Consider the following 16835-nt stretch of genomic DNA (forward strand, 5'->3'; position numbering starts at 1 on the left):
ATATAATAGGTACCTGAAGTTGCTATCGTTGTTGCGTTCGCTAGAGCTGTCGTCGCTCCTGCATCCTGCCAGTAAGTTAAAGTCAGACCTGCTGTAGAACCAGCTGTTACTCCTGCTCCGGTTATGCTCACTGTATTTGGTGAACATACTGCAGCCGGATTAGTAACTACTACTGTTGGTTTTGGATTTACTGTTACTGCTACTGGTTGAATATCAAAACAACCCGTTGCCGCAACTTCTCCTCTGATATAATAAGTACCTGAAGTTGCTATCGTTGTTGCGTTCGCTAGAGCTGTCGTCGCTCCTGCATCCTGCCAGTAAGTTAAAGTCAGACCTGCTGTAGAACCAGCTGTCACTCCTGCTCCGGTTATGCTCACTGTATTTGGTGAACATACTGCAGCCGGATTAGTAACTACTACTGTTGGTTTTGGATTTACTGTTACTGTCACCGGCTGGAGATCAAAACAACCTGTTGCTGCAACCGTACCTTTTATATAATAGGTACCAGATGTCGCAACTGCTCCTGGAGTTCCCAAAGCTGTGGTCCCAGCTGCATCTGTAAAATATGTGTAGGTTAACCCTGCTGTAGAGCCTGTTGTTACTCCTACTCCGGTTATGCTTACTGTATTTGGTGAACATACTGCAGCCGGATTAGTAACTACTACTGTTGGTTTTGGATTTACTGTTACTGCTACTGGTTGAATATCAAAACAGCCTGTTGCTGCAACCGTACCTTTAATATAATAGGTACCGGATGTAGCAATTGCTGATGGAGTTCCCAAGGTTGTGGTCCCAGCTGCATCTGTAAAATATGTATAGGTCAATCCTGCTGTAGAGCCTGTTGTTACCCCTGCTCCGGTTATGCTTACCGTATTTGGTGAACATACTGCTGCAGGATTAGTAACGACTACCGTTGGTTTGGGATTTACTGTTACTGTCACCGGCTGGAGATCAAAACAGCCTGTTGCTGCAACCGTACCTTTAATATAATAGGTACCAGATGTCGCAACTGCTGCTGGAGTTCCCAAGGTTGTGGTGCCTGCCGCATCTGTAAAATATGTGTAGGTCAATCCTGCAGTAGAGCCTGTTGTTACCCCTGCTCCGGTTATACTTACCGTATTTGGTGAACATACTGCTGCAGGATTAGTAACGACTACTGTTGGTTTTGGATTAATTGTAACTACTACAGGCTTAATATCAGTACATGTTCCTGAATTTGTACCTTTTATATAATAGGTACCAGAAGTGGATACTGCAGTATAATTCACCAAAGGAATAGTCCCTGCCGCATCTTGCCAGTATGTAAATGTGAGACCCGGTGCATATCCAGAGGTTGACCCAGCTGTTACTGCAGCAGCTGAAAGGTCTACAGTATTCGGAAAACAAACTGTTTGATTGGTAGTAACTACTTTCGGAGGAACATCACAAATACAAAGCTTTTTCTGACTACTGCAATCTGTACAACTATTAGCTGCACTACCTATATATGCTCCTATATTGGGTCCACAATAATTTATTTGATTTGAGGTTGTCAAATTAAAATTTATAATATCTACCCTGCTTACATTCAGCCTCGCACATCTTCCTGCACCACCGACAAATGCAAAAGGGTTAGAAGAACTAATTCTCAAGCCTTGATTTGAAGCAGTACCCGTAACTTTCAATTCCGAACCTCTATCAAATCTGAATTGTCCAGAGGTCTGGAAATAAGCCGATCTTGATTCTATATATCCTGCATTATTTATAATTCCGTTGGAAGCCAACTCAAAATAATTTCCTGCTTTAATCACGGATTCACCACAAGAATTATTTAGTACATTACCAGTACTTTGCATTGTGAAGTAATCTTGAGCTATAACTGTTCCAGCATTATCAAAATTAACATTTCCATTTAGGTGAATAAACCCCTTGACATTAAAAGTTGCTCCATACTTAACACTAATACTACTATTCTTAGTTATTAATCCCGCACCACTGTTGGTTGTAAGATTTAAGGTAGCATTTGTATCGACGATTATAGTTAAAATTCCGTCAACGGTAGAAGTATTTAGGTTAAGAGTTTTACCTTTAGCTACAGAAAAAGATGTAGCAAAATTCCAGTTACCAACTGAAACATCTCCATTACCATATGCTTGAAAATTGAATCCAGTTTTACCAACATTAAAGCTGTTTATTGAAACACCGTCCACACATACTTTAAGTGTTACATTATCATGCGCCAAATTAAAAGTAACATTTCCTGCAGGAACTGAGGTAATACAAATAGTCTCGCCGTTTGCAGAGGAACTTATATTAGTAGCCGAAGTAGAAGTAGTACATCCCGTACATTGGCCATACGCATTTATTTCTACCAATAGAAAAGAAATAAAAAAAGCCAACCAGCATAAAAAATGTTTCCCGTGATCCATCTTATTAAATTTTTCTAATTCAGTCTAAAAGAAATAAATCTGATTTTATAGTCAATGGTGATAGTCGTTTTATCTGTTTAGTAAAGATTCACAGATTGAAAATCTATGAGATCCTTCAGACTTTATTGCTTCAACAATCACTCGATCTTATCCTCCTTATATATCCATTTGGATTAAATGTGTATTACGAAATTTGCCTTCACGGGTTAATAAATATTTGAAAATTAGATAAAAGAAGATAAAAAAGTTAGACACAAATAAACTTTACCCAAGCCCAAAATATGTTTATCGAAACCATTTAGATTTTCATCTAATAAAAATATTTTCATTCCTTTTGGGCACTAATATTTAAACAACCGTAGACATGTAATACCCGTATCCTGACTAGTATTCAGTTTTTTATGCTTATGATAGCACGAACAATCTGGCTGATAGCCTCTGGTATGATTCTTTATTCCTGCATTAATATTAATGTTGGTGAAGAGACTAAAAAAGAACCTAAAACAAAAAAGGTCAGGGCTTCATATCGTTCCAATAAATTTCATAAGAGTAAGAAGTATTATCATAAAGTAGACGATGTGTATACTAATAATAAAGGAAAGAAAAATGCGTCTTCAGCTCAGTATAAGAAACAACAGGCTTCTGCATTAAAGAATCTGAACAGAAACAAAAAATATAATAATGTAAATAAACCTGATACTTCTTTTGAGCTGTACTAATCATCACTTTTTTTAAACTTTAGAACATGAAGGTTTACATAAAAAGCATTATACTGATTACGCTGATATTGAATTCAATTCAGTTAAGATCTCAGGATATTCAATTCTCTCAATTCTATAATGTACCCTTGTACATGAATCCAGGATTTGCAGGGTCTTTGCATAGAACAAGAGTCAGTTTTCATCAGAGATTACAATGGCCAAAACTTGATGCCAAATACACTACTTCTGTATTAACAGGAGACACTTATTTCTCTAAATATAAAAGTGGTTTAGGCCTAATGTTTCTGCAAGACAATCAAGGAGGTGGACAAATAAGCAGTACTGAAGTACACTTTATGTATTCTTATGAAGTCAATCTAAATAAAACGTGGACGTTCAAACCAGGGATAGAGGCTGCATATGTTTCAAGGTTCCTTAATTATGCTGAGCTTAGATTTCCTCACCAGTTCAATAATACGCAAGGCCTGGTTTCCGGAACGGATCCTCAGGACCTGTTAAATAGAGCAAAAGCTTATGCCGATCTCTCCGCCGGTGGTATTTTATATACGAAAGAATTCTGGCTCGGATTTGCAGGACACCATGTTAATACTCCAAACCAATCATTTGATGGAGGCGCGAATGTAAGTACTCTTCCAGCTCAATATTCTATTGTCAGTGGTTACAAATATGTCTTATTTCAAAGGGTATCTATGCAACACGACAAAGAGGAAATCAGTGTAACTCCTACTTTTCAATACAAATGGCAGGGTAAATCTGACCAATTGGATCTTGGATTGTATGGAGCTGTAAATGAATTCTTAGTTGGTTTCTGGTATAGAGGAATCCCAGTTAAAAGGTATGAACATAGAATTCAAAATAATGAATCTATCATTGGCTTTGTTGGATGGAAAGGTGAAACAATCAGGATCGGTTATAGCTATGACCTCACAGTATCAAGGCTGGCAAGGGTAGGTACAGGTGGTTCACATGAATTCAATTTAACCTATGTTTTCCCAAAGAAGCACAAGAAAAAGATCATGAAGAGGTTGCCTTGTCCATCATTCTAGTCAATTTCTTTAAAAGAAAAGAAGACCTTAAGGAATAATTCTTAAGGTCTTCTTTTATCATTATTAACAAACTATCCTTCTACCTTTAAGTTCCTCACCAATTACTTCCAAGCATATCCAATCAAGTATTCCACTCGAACTTTGCTTTAATTAAGTATAACTCCAACACTTCATCTTCAATAATTCATCTCAATTTCTTTAATGGGGTGCTATCCTTCAATTCCTAAAATGTTAAGCCACACATTAGAAACTACATCTATAGTTTATTCCTATTTAAATTAGCTTTCCAGCATTGATTGTAAACATATTCAACAAATAACCTTATAGGTTTATTTTGCTTCTGAAACATCTTAGCTGGTTATAAAAAAAGAGGTTGCAGAAGCAACCTCTTTGAAAGATCTAATAGATAATTACTTAATTATACTATTCTATAATTTCTATCTCAGTTCTGCGATTCATTTGTTTATTCTCAGGAGTATCATTAGCCATAATAGGTTTGGTTTCTCCAAATCCTTTTGAAGCTAGTCTTGAGGCTGCTATATTTTTACTTATAAGATAATCTACAACAGCTTTCGCACGTGCATCTGATAATCTTAAATTATGATCATCATTTCCATCACTATCCGTATGACCAGAAATTAATATTCTAATACTCTTATTATTATTCAAAAGTTCTACAAGCCTCTCCAATTCAGCTTCAGACTCTTTTCGAAGTGTTGCTTTATCAACATCAAAGAAGACGTTCCTTAAGACAATTTTGGTTCCCTTCTTCAGTTGTTCCATACAAATCTGATCATCGATTTCTTGATAATGCTCAAGAAATGGAATATCTATATTCTTTGAATAAAAAACATAACCAGGTGCTTCCACGCTTACCCCGTAATTTTTTCCTGCAGGAAGAATAACTATATAATTACCTGTACTTGAATTGGGAGTATAGATACCTATAACCTGTTGTGTTGTATTGTCTGTAACGGTTATCTTTCCTGTAATCGGACTATTTAAATTACAATTCAGAATCTTACCTTTTAACACAACCAGTGCTGCTTCAACATCAGTTCTTTCCAGCATATAAATATCCTTTTCTCCATACCCACCCTCTCTTTCAGATGCAAAATAAGCCCTCTTATTGTCAGCAGACCATACAAAGAACACATCGTCATCAGCAGTGTTGATAGGATACCCGACATTCACAGGCTCAGTAAGTATCGTAGCTGTTTCAAGATTTATAGTACAAGAAAATATATCATATCCTCCCATAGATTTATGTCCCTTTGAACTGAAATACAGAGTCTTTCCATCTGGGTGAATAAAAGGAGCATCTTCATCAAACTTTGTATTTATCTTTGGCCCAAGATTTATTGGTTTGGCATACTCGCCATTAGGTAACTTTCTCGCCATATAAATATCCCGTCCACCCTCTCCAGCTCTGTCACTGGTAAAGAATATGATTTTCTTATCAGGAGTAATACTCATATCAGACTCCCAGGCTTTAGTATTTATATTACTGCCAATATTTCGTGGTGCAGACCATTCAGTACCCATTAAATCACTAACAAACAAATCACCATGATTTTCTTTAGACCACCTGTAGATAAATAATTCCTGACCATCCGCAGAAAGACCTACTGAGCCATCATGAGACTCTGTATTGATACCATTTCCCAAATCCTGTGGTTGAGTCCATTCTCCGTTTGCTTTATTAGATATATATATATCCTCAAAAAATTTATTATCCTGTATATCTATCTGACCTCCTGTAGTACTGTCTCTGCGGGATATGTAGATGATTGTACTTTCGTCTGCAGATATAGAAGGATGATAATCCGGGAATTTCGAGTTAACATTTGGCCCAAGATTAGTAATTTTTACTTCTTTTGGATTTTTCACCAGCTCAATTCCATTCTCACAATTGTAAATAAGTCTTTCGGCAATTTGCTTATCAGATGGAACATTTTTTTTGTATGCATTCAACAAAGTTATAGCCTCAGGGAATCTATGAGCAAGATGATAGGAAACAGCGAGATAATAGTCAAGATCTGGATACTTTACTCCTCCTGTTTTAGCTTTTTCCAGATATGGTAAAGCTTTAAGCTTCTGATCTGTGTGATTATAACATAGTCCTACTGAATAAGAAATTTCAGGATCATCAGGTTGAAGACTATCCGCTATTAAAAATAAATTCAAAGCTTTTATAAATGCTTCCTGATCGCCAGACTTACCAATTCTGAAAAAATTAGCAGCCTCGTCAGTTAATTTCCTTACTTCCTTCTTATTGCTCTGTGCATTTGTATTAAAATGAAAAAACAACAGAAGAAGGACCAGGATAACCTTCAGTCTATATTGAGTAAACATTGAAAAGATTTTTTTTATAGTATCTTATTAATACGTAACAATTTAATTAATATGTTAAATATTTTCAGAAATTTTAAAAGAGAGATTAGTACTGTTAATATGATTTTTATAACAATTGGTCTACAAAAAATATTATCAGGTAAAAAATAAAAAGGCCCTAATAAATTAAGGGCCTTTTGAGGTTCCGAGCGGATTCGAACCGCTGTAAAAGGTTTTGCAGACCTCTGCCTAGCCACTCGGCCACAGAACCATTATTAGGTGATGCAAACTTATAATAAATACTTAAAACTTCAAAAAAAATTAACATTTATTATAAATAGAAATGCCCTTACGGGCATTTCTATTTTATGAAAGAGATTATTCTCCGTCTTCTTTTTTCTTAGCTTTTGCTTTCTTCTCTGCAGTAGCCTCGTCTTTATTCATTTGCTTCTTAAGATCAGAAAGTGCTTCTAAATCTCCAAGTGTTGATTTCTCAACCTCAGGTAAAGATGCTTTAGCAGGAGCTTTTGCTTTTGCAGTTTTCTTAGCTTCTTTCGCTTCTTCAGCTTGTTCTGCTGCAGAATGAACTCTTGTATGAGATAGAACGATTCTCTTCTCATCTTTAGAGAACTCAAGAACTTTGAAATCTAAGCTTTCTCCAACTTCTGCTGTTTTACCATCTTGTTTTACAAGATTTTTTGCACTTGAGAATCCTTCGATTCCGTAAGGTAACTCAAGAACAGCTCCTTTATCATTTTTCTGAATGATAGTTGCTTTGTGAGAAGATCCTACAGTGAAGATTGTCTCAAACGTATTCCAAGGATTTTCCTCAAGTTGTTTGTGACCTAAAGCAAGTCTTCTGTTTTCAGCATCTAGCTCCAGAACAACAACATCAAGTTTATCTCCTACTTTAACGAATTCAGAAGGATGTTTGATTTTCTTAGTCCAGCTTAAATCACTTACGTGCACTAGTCCATCGATACCTTCTTCAAGCTCGATGAATAGACCGAAGTTTGTAAGGTTTCTAACAACTCCTGAATGCTTAGAACCTACAGCATACTTAGTAAGTACATCTTGTTTAGTCCAAGGATCTTCAGTTAATTGTTTGATACCAAGAGACATTTTTCTTTCTTCTCTGTCAAGAGTAAGAACAACTGCCTCCAGCTCATCACCAACTTTGATGAAATCTTGTGGATTTCTCAAATGCTGAGACCATGACATTTCAGAAACGTGGATCAGACCTTCAACTCCTGCAAGGATTTCAAGGAATGCGCCATAATCTGCAACGTTCACGATTTTACCTTTAACTTTTGAACCAACCTGAATAGTCTCAGGAAGTGAATCCCAAGGATGAGAAGTAAGTTGTTTCATACCAAGAGAAATTCTCTTCTTCTCGTCATCAAAGTCAAGTACAACAACATTAACTTTCTGATCAAGTTTAAGAACTTCTTCAGGATGATTGATTCTACCCCATGAAATATCAGTGATGTGCAATAAGCCGTCAACGCCTCCAAGATCAATGAACACACCGAAGTTTGTCATATTCTTGATAACGCCTTCAAGTACTTGTCCTTTTTCAAGGTTGTTAAGTATCTCTGCTTTTTGCTTCTCAATATCTTTCTCAATAAGTACTTTGTGAGAGACAACTACGTTATCGTTGGTATAGTTGATTTTCACAACTTTTACCTCCATTTTCTTTCCAACAAACACATCAAAATCTCTGATTGGCTTCACATCAATCTGAGAACCTGGAAGGAATGCCTCAACACCGAAGATATCAAGGATAAGACCACCTTTAGTTCTTCTTTTAACAATTCCTTCGATAACGATATCGCTATCAAGTGCTTTTTGGATATTGCTCCAAGCCTGAACAATCTTAGCTTTTCTTCTTGATAAGATAAGTTGTCCTTGAGCATCTTCCTGATCTTCAACGAAGACTTCTACTTCTTGTCCTACTTTCAGATCTTCAACATCACGAAACTCTGATAATGGAACTAATCCGTCTGATTTAAAGCCAATGTTAAGGATCACATCTCTGTCAGTGATACCTACAACAGTACCTTTAACAACTTCTTTTTCATTTACCTGGGTGATAGTACCTTCGTAAAGAGCTTCTAATTCTGCTCTTTTCTTAGCATCGTAACCTGAACCGAAACCTTTGGTGTCAAAGCTATCCCAGTTAAAATCTTCTTTTGGTTTTGCCATAATAATTAATATTCTGCCCTATTTACATCAGCCGTCGGGCAGTCCGACTGAAATTTTGGTTTAACATAAAATATCTATTCTGCCTTTAAACAGAACCATTTTTCTCAAAAAACGGAGTGCAAAGGTAAGAAAATTTCTCAGAAATCTAAATTCTACGATTTTTACAGAAATTAAGCATAAAAAAAGTCTGTGTTAATCAACTTATACAGACTTACAATAAGTAGTCGATTTTAGTGATTAACAGGATTCCCATAGCTAACGCTAATTTAACTTAAAGATTTATTTTTAAAAGATCTGATTGATGGAAGAAAGCTTATGAGTATAGATATTTTTCTCCTTATTGAAAATTCCATTTTCGTCCAGCATATCCATTCTTACTTCCCCCGAAGCATGAATGATCACATTCTGATCAAGCAAAATACCTACGTGAACAACTGTTCCGTGTGCATTATGAAAAAATGCCAGATCACCTGGAAGACGCTCAGAATAAGGCTTTTTAAAACCACATTCAGCTTGCTGATACGCATCTCTTGGCAATTGCTTTCCACAGAATCTCATTACTTGTTGGGTAAAACCGGAACAATCGATTCCAAAATGAGATTTCCCTCCCCATAAATATGGCGCTGACAAATAAAATTTGGCCGTGCGTTCAAGAAATTTCAGATCCGGAGAATGGTTAATAAACTGGGCTTCACCATCGAATCTGAGAATATTTTTCCCTATAATGACTGTTCCATTATTATAAAAAGGCAAAGTACTTCCCATCAAGATAGGAAAATACTTTCCATTTCCCTGAATTACTCCCATTACATCTTTACATACTGGCCATTGAAGCTTCTGGAACTCAACAAAATACTCCTTACCCACTGGCTCATACTGCTTTGAATCAATCCAACCTTTATATCCATCCTGAACGATTTCTATATAAACCCACTTTCCATCTTGTGATTTATTCAATATCGAAAAAAGTTCTCCAAACAGAAGTTGGGATCCTATTTCACTCTTATCAGATGGCTCCATTTTCACAGGCACTACACTTAGATCGCAGACTCCGTAAATTTCCAATAAAGGCTCTTGATGCATTATTTATATAATTTTTTTCAGCTTAAATATAAAAAATTAAATTTATCTTAATAACGATCTCTTTCAAGTTCTCTTCTAACATCTTTTGCCTTAATATCTTCTCGCTTGTCATAAAGCTTTTTCCCTTTACCCAAAGCTATTTCCAATTTGGCAAATCCTCTGTCATTCACAAACAACCTGACAGGAATAATCGTGAGCCCTTTTTCGTCCCCTTTGATAAGTAATTTTCTCAGTTCTTTTTTGTTGAGCAACAGCTTTCTATCCCGCAATGGTTCATGATTGTAGTAACTTCCTTCTGTATAAATGGATATGTGCATATTCTTGACATACAATTCATTCCCTTTAAAAAAACAGAACGCATCCTGAAAATTTACTTTTCCCTGCCTAATAGCCTTAATTTCCGTTCCTTTGAGAACCATTCCCGCAGTAAAATTTTCAAGAAACTGAAATTCAAAACCTGCCTTTTTATTTCTGATATTGATATCCGACGATATTTTTTCCTTTGCTGCCATCTTTTAAAAATTCATTCTTGGATCAGGGACTAATGCCTGATTACTAAAATCTCCTTTAATATATTTGAAATGCGCCGCCATTGCAATCATTGCAGCATTATCAGTGCAATATTGAAAATCAGGAACATACACTTTCAATCCTTTGGTCTCAGCTTCTATCTCAAGTACTTTTCTTAATCCTTTATTAGCAGATACTCCGCCAGCTATTGCCACCTCTTTGATCCCTGTTTCCTGAACTGCTTTTCTGAGTTTTCTCATAAGAATATCAATAAGAGTATATTGAATGCTTGCGCAGATATCATTAAGATTTTTAGCAATAAACTGTTCGTCCTTCATTGTATTATTTTGAAGAAAATAAAGAATTGCTGTTTTTATACCACTAAAAGAAAAATTCAACCCTGGAGTATCTACTTTGGGAAAAGTATAAGCCTGTGGGTTTCCTTTCTGAGCATATTTATCAATCAAGGGCCCACCCGGATACGGAAGTCCCAGTAATTTAGCTGATTTATCAAAAGCCTCTCCTACCGCATCATCTTGCGTCTCTCCCAGAATCTCCATTTCCAGATAATCTTTAACTAAGACAATCTGAGTATGTCCCCCACTGACTGTCAGACAAATAAATGGAAATGCAGGCTTTGGTTCATCTATAAAATGTGACAAAATATGCGCCTGCATATGATTCACTTCAATAAGAGGTATTTCCAGTCCCAAAGCAAATGACTTTGCAAAAGAAATTCCAACCAGTAAAGATCCTAAAAGACCAGGGCCTTTTGTTACGGCAACTGCATTTAGCATGGATTTTGTTATATTTGCATTCAGCAATGCCTGATCGACAACAGGAATTATATTTTGTTGGTGAGCTCTTGAGGCAAGTTCGGGCACAATACCGCCGTATTTAATATGAACATCTTGCGTTGCAACAATATTTGAAAGAATTTTACCGTTGCCAATAACCGAAGCGGCGGTTTCGTCACAGGATGATTCTATTGCTAAAATATAAGGACCCATTTATAAATTTTGAATAAAAGGCGAAAATACCTGATTTTTTTTAAAAGGTTAACAAAAACCATCTCATTTACTGCATTAGGCATTATCCTTTTGCTGGTGGGATTGCTTTTTGCCATTCGCTCCCCAAAAGTACAAACATGGGCTGTCAATAAAGCTTCTGCCTATCTTTCAGAAAAATTGCATTATCCTATTTCTGTAAAATATGTCGACATCAATTGGTTTGACAAGATTATTCTGGAAGGGCTTGAGGTTAATGACACGCATAATGGGAAAATGATCTCTGTTGGTTATGCAAAAGTTGATCTGAATTTCCTAAATCTCATTTATGGTAAAGTAGTCATAGACAAAATAAGCCTGGCAAATGGAAAAGTTGAAGTATTCCGATATTCAGATGGAGGTATTAACATTTCCGATTTTGTGGCTGCGATCCAGGACCTTTCAGCTTCCTCCGATACCTCTGCAACACAGTCTGCTCCTTTTGTAATAGAAGCTGTAAATGTAGAAAACATGCTTTTCTCTTATCATGATTTCAGAAAGGAAAAAATTACTTACGGATACGACTATTATCATTTTGCACTCACTGATATTTCTGCGGACGCTACCAAACTTAAATTCTTTAAGGATACGGTTCAGATAAATGTACATCGCTTAAGCACTAATGACAGGCAAACCAAACTGAATGTTCACCAGCTCATAACGCTCTTTACCTTTACCAAAAGGAACATGGAATTCAAAGATCTTTATGCCGAAATCGGGGAAAGCATTGTAAAGGATTATGTCCGGTTTGACTACAACACTATAGACGATCTGGGTGATTTTAATGAAAAGATTGTCATGACAGGAAATATCAAACAATCTGTGGTAACAAGCAGAAACCTGTCCCATTTCGCCCCGGACTTGCAAGACTATAATGACATTTATACGCTCTCAGGAAAATTCAAGGGGAAGGTCATTAATTTCTCTGTAAGTAATTTTGACTTCCAGTTTGGTAATCGAAGCAGAATGAAAGGTAAAACCAAGTTTGATGGTTTACCTGAACTGGATAAAACTTTTATGGATCTTAATTTTAAGGAAACAGACATTACTGCTGCTGACATTCAGCAATATGTGGGTGATGATGCAGCTAATTTCCTTAAAAAACTAGGCAAGATAAAAGGACATGGAATATTCACCGGTTTCCTAAATGACTTCGTTGCAAAGGGCAATTTTACAACAGGTCTGGGCGTGGTGGAGTCTGATATCAATTTAAAGATTCAGGAGAATACAAATCCTAAAGCCCATTACAAGGGAAGCCTAATCACAAAGTCATTCAATCTTGGGAAGCTTGTAGGATATGAGAATAAGGTTCAGTTGCTGGACATGGAAGGAACCGTTGAAGGCAAAGGCTTCACGCTAGATGATGCCGAAGTTTTTATCAATGGAAAAGTTCACAGGATCGGCGTAAACAATTACAATTACAAAAATATCACTACCACTGCCACGCTGAGTAAGCAATTTTTTAGTGGAGCAATAGCCATAAAAGACAGTAACATTGTACTTTCTGTTAACGGTGAAGTAGATCTCAATAAACATAATAATCATTTTAATATTCAGGCCAATCTGGAGAAAGCTAACTTGAAAGCTTTAAACCTTTCTCCAATAGAGACATTCGTGAAGACCGAAGCTGATTTCAATTTCACAGGAATGACATTGGATGAAATATTTGGTAAAGCAATTTTCAGAAATAGCTATCTGGTTTATAAAAACAAAGAAGTGTTTTTGGACTCCATGCAAATAATAAGCTCTAAAACAGATAGCATAAGGAATTTCTCTGTAAAATCAGACCTTGCAAGTATACAGGCGGAAGGTAATTTTAACTTCACCACATTCGCTTCCAATATTGAAACTTTGTGGAAAGAATATGAAATGACTGCCCGGAATAAAAAGAGTGAACTTGATAAATACTATGCTAATAAGAAGCAGATTTATGACAAGTACCATCTTGATTTTAAAATCAATCTCACGGATATCAATGCTATTTTAGCAATTTACCTTCCAAAACTTTATTTATCTCCTGGTGTAAAAATTGAGGGTGATTTTACTTCTGGTTATTCAAGTATATTAAACTTATATACTAAAATTGATACTTTGTATTACAATGAATATGAGCTATTAAAAACAGAAGCACAAGTTTCTGCTTCCAAGCTGGCAGATAGCAGCAATGTTCTTGCTATGTTCTTTGTAAAATCAGATGAACAAATTCTTAAATCTTTTACCCCTACCAAAAACCTTTTGGTGGAAGGTATCTGGAACGGAACAAGAGTAAACTTTACTTCGCAGATTGCACAAAAAGGCAGCAGCAATTCTGCTAAGCTGGCAGGTAATCTTGACTTCAATGAAAATTACAGGGTTATAAATCTGAATGATAATTCATTCCTGAATCTTCTAAATAAAAAATGGACAATTGATCCTTCTAACTCTATTTCATTTAATTCTGAAAAGGTCCTTTTTGAAAACTTTACCGTTTCGAACAACAAACAAACTGTAAGCTTAGATGGCACTTTATCACAAGAACCATCTGATGAGGCCTTCCTTAAGGTTATAGACTTTCAGCTTGAGACCATAAATCCATTGCTGACAGACGTTTCATTAAAAGGTGTCCTTACTGGCTCAGTCAATATTCATGATATTTTTAACAACCCTAACCTTGGCAGTAGTTTATTCATAAATAATTTCCATGTAAATAATTTCCTTGTAGGAAATATCATAGGTACATCTTCATGGAACACTGAAAAAAGCGTTCTGGACCTTGATGTGGAAGTGGAACGCTTGAGCAACATTATAATTAATATAAAAGGAAATATTCAACCCGGAAAAAACGGCGAAAGCGAAAAACTTAATCTCATTGCTGAATTGGACAAAGCAGATCTGGATTTGCTTAACCCTATATTCAAAGGTGTAATATCGGAAGTTTCTGGTAAAATAACCGGTGATTTTACTATTGGAGGCTCATTGAAAAACATTGTGTTAAAAGGAACTGGCGATGTTCAGAATGGAAAATTCAAGGTAGATTATTTGGGCACCACTTATTATTTCTCTGACAATGTCTATTTCGACGAAAACCTGATTGGATTTAAAAGACTAAAATTAAAAGATTCGGAAGGAAATAACGCTGTTTTAGATGGAGGAATCTTCCATGATAACTTCAGAAAATTCGTAGTAAACCTAAAAGGATACCTGAATAATGTATGTGTACTGAACACCACAGAAAAAGACAATGAATTATTCTATGGCAAGGCAATGGTAAGCGGAAATCTGGAAATTCTGGGCGCTTTCTCTGATCTTAAAATAACAGCAAATGCCAGGTCTCAGAAAGGTACTGATATTCATATTCCAATGACAGAATACTCCACTGTCGAAGAACAAAGTTATATCACCTTTACAACTTCCAAAAGCAAAGCTGCCATTAACAAAGAAACTGTTGATTTATCAGGAATAACACTTGATTTTAACTTCGACATGACTCCTGATGCGAATATTGAAATTATTTTTGATAAAAAAGCAGGTGATAAACTTAGAGGAAATGGATCTGGAAATATAAAAATGAGTATTGATACCCGTGGTGATTTTAACATGTTTGGAAACTACAGAATCAAAACAGGTACCTACAACTTCTCACTTGCAAATATTATCAGCAAAGAATTCAATTTGCTTCCCAACAGCAGTATTTCATGGACGGGAGATCCTTATAAGGGTTTATTAGATATCAGGGCGGCCTATAGACAAAATGTTTCCCTTGCTCCTCTTATTGATACTGGAAGAGTAAGAAAGAATCCTGAATTTAAAACAAGGTACCCAGTTGATGTTTTAATGGGAATAGAAGGTGATTTAATGTCTCCCCGCATCAATCTTGATGTTGATATCCTAAAGTCTGACCCAAAAATGGTGGAAGATGTTATCGAATTTGAATCCAAAATTAAAACCAACGAGCAGGAATTAAATAAGCAGGTATTCAGCTTACTTATTTTAAAAAGCTTCTCTGCTCAGGACGGATCTTTTAATGGTATCGGAGGATCAGGCGGTAACCTCAGTGAACTTCTATCCAATCAACTAAGCAGCTGGCTTTCTCAACTTGATAAAAATCTTCAGGTAGATATTGATCTCAATGCTATGAACACCTTCATGTTACGATTCAGCTATACTATGCTGGAAGGTCGCCTTAGAATATCCCGTGACGGAAGCTATCAAAACACACAAAGCAACAATCAGAACAATTTCTCCAGCATTGCAGGTGAATGGACAATTGAATACCTGCTTAGCCAGGATGGAAGACTAAGGCTAAAGCTGTACAATAAAAACAACAATAATGCACTCCTGAATTCAGTTGCATCGAACAACATCAACAATACCTCTGCTGGCTTTAGCATTATGCATACGCAGGGATTTAATAATTTGAAGGAGCTTTTCGGCAAAAAAGAAAAACCAAAGAGGGATACCATAACTTTTGACCTGGAAGAAGAAAGAAAAAAATTCGAACAAGAATTGGCTGAAGAGAAAAAAAGAGAACAAGAAGAAGAAGAGAAAAAAAACAATAACACTCTTAATACAACTGCCACTCCTCATAGGAAAGAAGACGAAGCTGAAGCTGAATGAGAATCATTATCTTATTTTTTATCTCTTTTTTAAGTTTTGCATCCAAGGCCCAGGATACCATCTCTGCAATAAATAAAAAAAGGCTGATTCCAGTTGCAACTGGCGTAGTGGGATTATATACAGTAAGTATGGTCGGCCTTAATGAGGTATGGTACAAAAACAATCCTCGAAGTTCTTTCCACTTTTTTGATGACTCAAATGAATGGAAGCAGATGGATAAGATAGGCCATGCTACTACTTCGTTTCATGAAAGCCGCTTTGCTGTTGATGTTCTTAAATGGAGTGGTGTACCAAAGAAAAAAGCATATATTATTGGCGGTCTGGCAGGATTTGTATTTCAGACACCTATAGAATTTCTTGACGCTTATTCTTCCGAATATGGTTTCTCATGGACAGATGTCGCCGCAAATGCATCCGGGTCAGCCCTTGTAATAGGACAATATTTACTTTGGGATGAACTTAGAATTCAGCCAAAATTTTCTTTTCACAAAACAAAATTTGCAAAAGAGAGGCCTAATGTATTAGGAAAATCGCTTAATGAACAACTCCTAAAGGACTATAATGGTCAGACTTACTGGCTTTCTTTTAACATTCTTTCATTTCTTCCAAATAAAGAAAGTCGATTCCCCAAATGGCTAAATGTTTCATTAGGTTATAGTGCAGAGAATATGATTTATGCTCAGGACGTTCAGAACAAAGCAGCTGGATATGATCCTTACAGGCAGTATTTTCTGAGTCTTGATATAGATTTCACCAAAATAAGAACCAGAAGCAAGGTGTTGAATTTCATTTTTGATTATGGTTTAAACATTTTGCATGTTCCTGCCCCAGCTTTGGAATACAGCAGAAAAGGATTTAAATTTCATCCTGTTTACTTTTAAAATT

General features: G+C 36.1%; 9 protein-coding genes, 1 tRNA gene and 1 pseudogene. 4 read left to right on the top strand and 7 right to left on the bottom strand.

Translation table 11 applies throughout. The annotated features are described in order from the left end of the window. A pseudogene (locus tag J7604_RS13145) lies at positions 1-2408 on the bottom strand (hypothetical protein); the annotation flags it as partial. Positions 2409-2815: 407 nt separating this feature from the next. Here J7604_RS13145 and J7604_RS13150 point away from each other — a divergent pair. Both J7604_RS13150 and J7604_RS13155 read left to right on the top strand, forming a co-directional pair. Further along, on the top strand, positions 2816-3127 hold the full coding sequence (locus tag J7604_RS13150; protein ID WP_293896800.1) for a hypothetical protein: 312 nt from the start codon (positions 2816-2818) through the stop codon (positions 3125-3127). A 26-nt stretch (positions 3128-3153) separates the two neighbouring features. Then, the gene (locus tag J7604_RS13155) at positions 3154-4176 is read left to right on the top strand and encodes a type IX secretion system membrane protein PorP/SprF (protein WP_293896801.1); all 1023 of its coding nucleotides are present in this window, start codon (positions 3154-3156) and stop codon (positions 4174-4176) included. A 423-nt stretch (positions 4177-4599) separates the two neighbouring features. Here J7604_RS13155 and J7604_RS13160 read toward each other — a convergent pair whose 3' ends face one another. The 6 genes from J7604_RS13160 to tsaD all read right to left on the bottom strand — a co-directional run bounded on the left by J7604_RS13160 (position 4600) and on the right by tsaD (position 11318). Then, positions 4600-6531: an OmpA family protein gene (locus tag J7604_RS13160; protein ID WP_293896802.1), complete on the bottom strand. Its 1932-nt coding sequence runs from the start codon at positions 6529-6531 to the stop codon at positions 4600-4602. Positions 6532-6710: 179 nt separating this feature from the next. Beyond that, positions 6711-6781: transfer RNA gene (locus J7604_RS13165), tRNA-Cys, on the bottom strand. Positions 6782-6888: 107 nt separating this feature from the next. After that, positions 6889-8715: a 30S ribosomal protein S1 gene (gene rpsA / locus J7604_RS13170; protein WP_293896803.1), complete on the bottom strand. Its 1827-nt coding sequence runs from the start codon at positions 8713-8715 to the stop codon at positions 6889-6891. Positions 8716-9000: 285 nt separating this feature from the next. Further along, positions 9001-9798, bottom strand: coding sequence for a C40 family peptidase (locus J7604_RS13175; protein ID WP_293896804.1), 798 nt, complete (start codon positions 9796-9798; stop codon positions 9001-9003). 47 nt (positions 9799-9845) lie between these two features. Then, positions 9846-10310, bottom strand: a complete 465-nt coding sequence (gene smpB, locus J7604_RS13180) for an SsrA-binding protein SmpB (RefSeq protein WP_045462708.1) — start codon at positions 10308-10310, stop codon at positions 9846-9848. Positions 10311-10313: 3 nt separating this feature from the next. Then, complete coding sequence (gene tsaD, locus J7604_RS13185; protein ID WP_293896805.1) at positions 10314-11318, bottom strand: tRNA (adenosine(37)-N6)-threonylcarbamoyltransferase complex transferase subunit TsaD; 1005 nt, start codon at positions 11316-11318, stop codon at positions 10314-10316. A gap of 9 nt (positions 11319-11327) precedes the next feature. On the opposite strand from tsaD, the gene J7604_RS13190 reads away from it, so the two are divergent. Both J7604_RS13190 and J7604_RS13195 read left to right on the top strand, forming a co-directional pair. Continuing rightward, positions 11328-15950 carry a translocation/assembly module TamB domain-containing protein gene (locus J7604_RS13190; protein ID WP_293896806.1) on the top strand — a complete coding sequence of 1541 codons (4623 nt, stop codon included), beginning with the start codon at positions 11328-11330 and terminating at the stop codon, positions 15948-15950. After that, positions 15947-16831 (top strand): DUF2279 domain-containing protein, encoded by an 885-nt coding sequence (locus tag J7604_RS13195; protein ID WP_293896807.1) that lies wholly within the window; start codon positions 15947-15949, stop codon positions 16829-16831. The genes J7604_RS13190 and J7604_RS13195 overlap by 4 nt, the downstream gene beginning before the upstream one ends. Positions 16832-16835: the final 4 nt, after the last annotated feature.

This window comes from Sporocytophaga sp. (assembly GCF_017745095.1).
In the GTDB taxonomy this organism is placed as follows: domain Bacteria; phylum Bacteroidota; class Bacteroidia; order Cytophagales; family Cytophagaceae; genus Sporocytophaga.

Bases quoted from the DNA above. Each gene is read 5' to 3' on its own strand.
- J7604_RS13150 (WP_293896800.1), top strand. From the start codon at position 2,816: ATGATAGCACGAACAATCTGGCTGATAGCCTCTGGTATGATTCTTTAT.
- J7604_RS13155 (WP_293896801.1), top strand. From the start codon at position 3,154: ATGAAGGTTTACATAAAAAGCATTATACTGATTACGCTGATATTGAAT.
- J7604_RS13160 (WP_293896802.1), bottom strand. From the start codon at position 6,531: ATGTTTACTCAATATAGACTGAAGGTTATCCTGGTCCTTCTTCTGTTG.
- rpsA (WP_293896803.1), bottom strand. From the start codon at position 8,715: ATGGCAAAACCAAAAGAAGATTTTAACTGGGATAGCTTTGACACCAAA.
- J7604_RS13175 (WP_293896804.1), bottom strand. From the start codon at position 9,798: ATGCATCAAGAGCCTTTATTGGAAATTTACGGAGTCTGCGATCTAAGT.
- smpB (WP_045462708.1), bottom strand. From the start codon at position 10,310: ATGGCAGCAAAGGAAAAAATATCGTCGGATATCAATATCAGAAATAAA.
- tsaD (WP_293896805.1), bottom strand. From the start codon at position 11,318: ATGGGTCCTTATATTTTAGCAATAGAATCATCCTGTGACGAAACCGCC.
- J7604_RS13195 (WP_293896807.1), top strand. From the start codon at position 15,947: ATGAGAATCATTATCTTATTTTTTATCTCTTTTTTAAGTTTTGCATCC.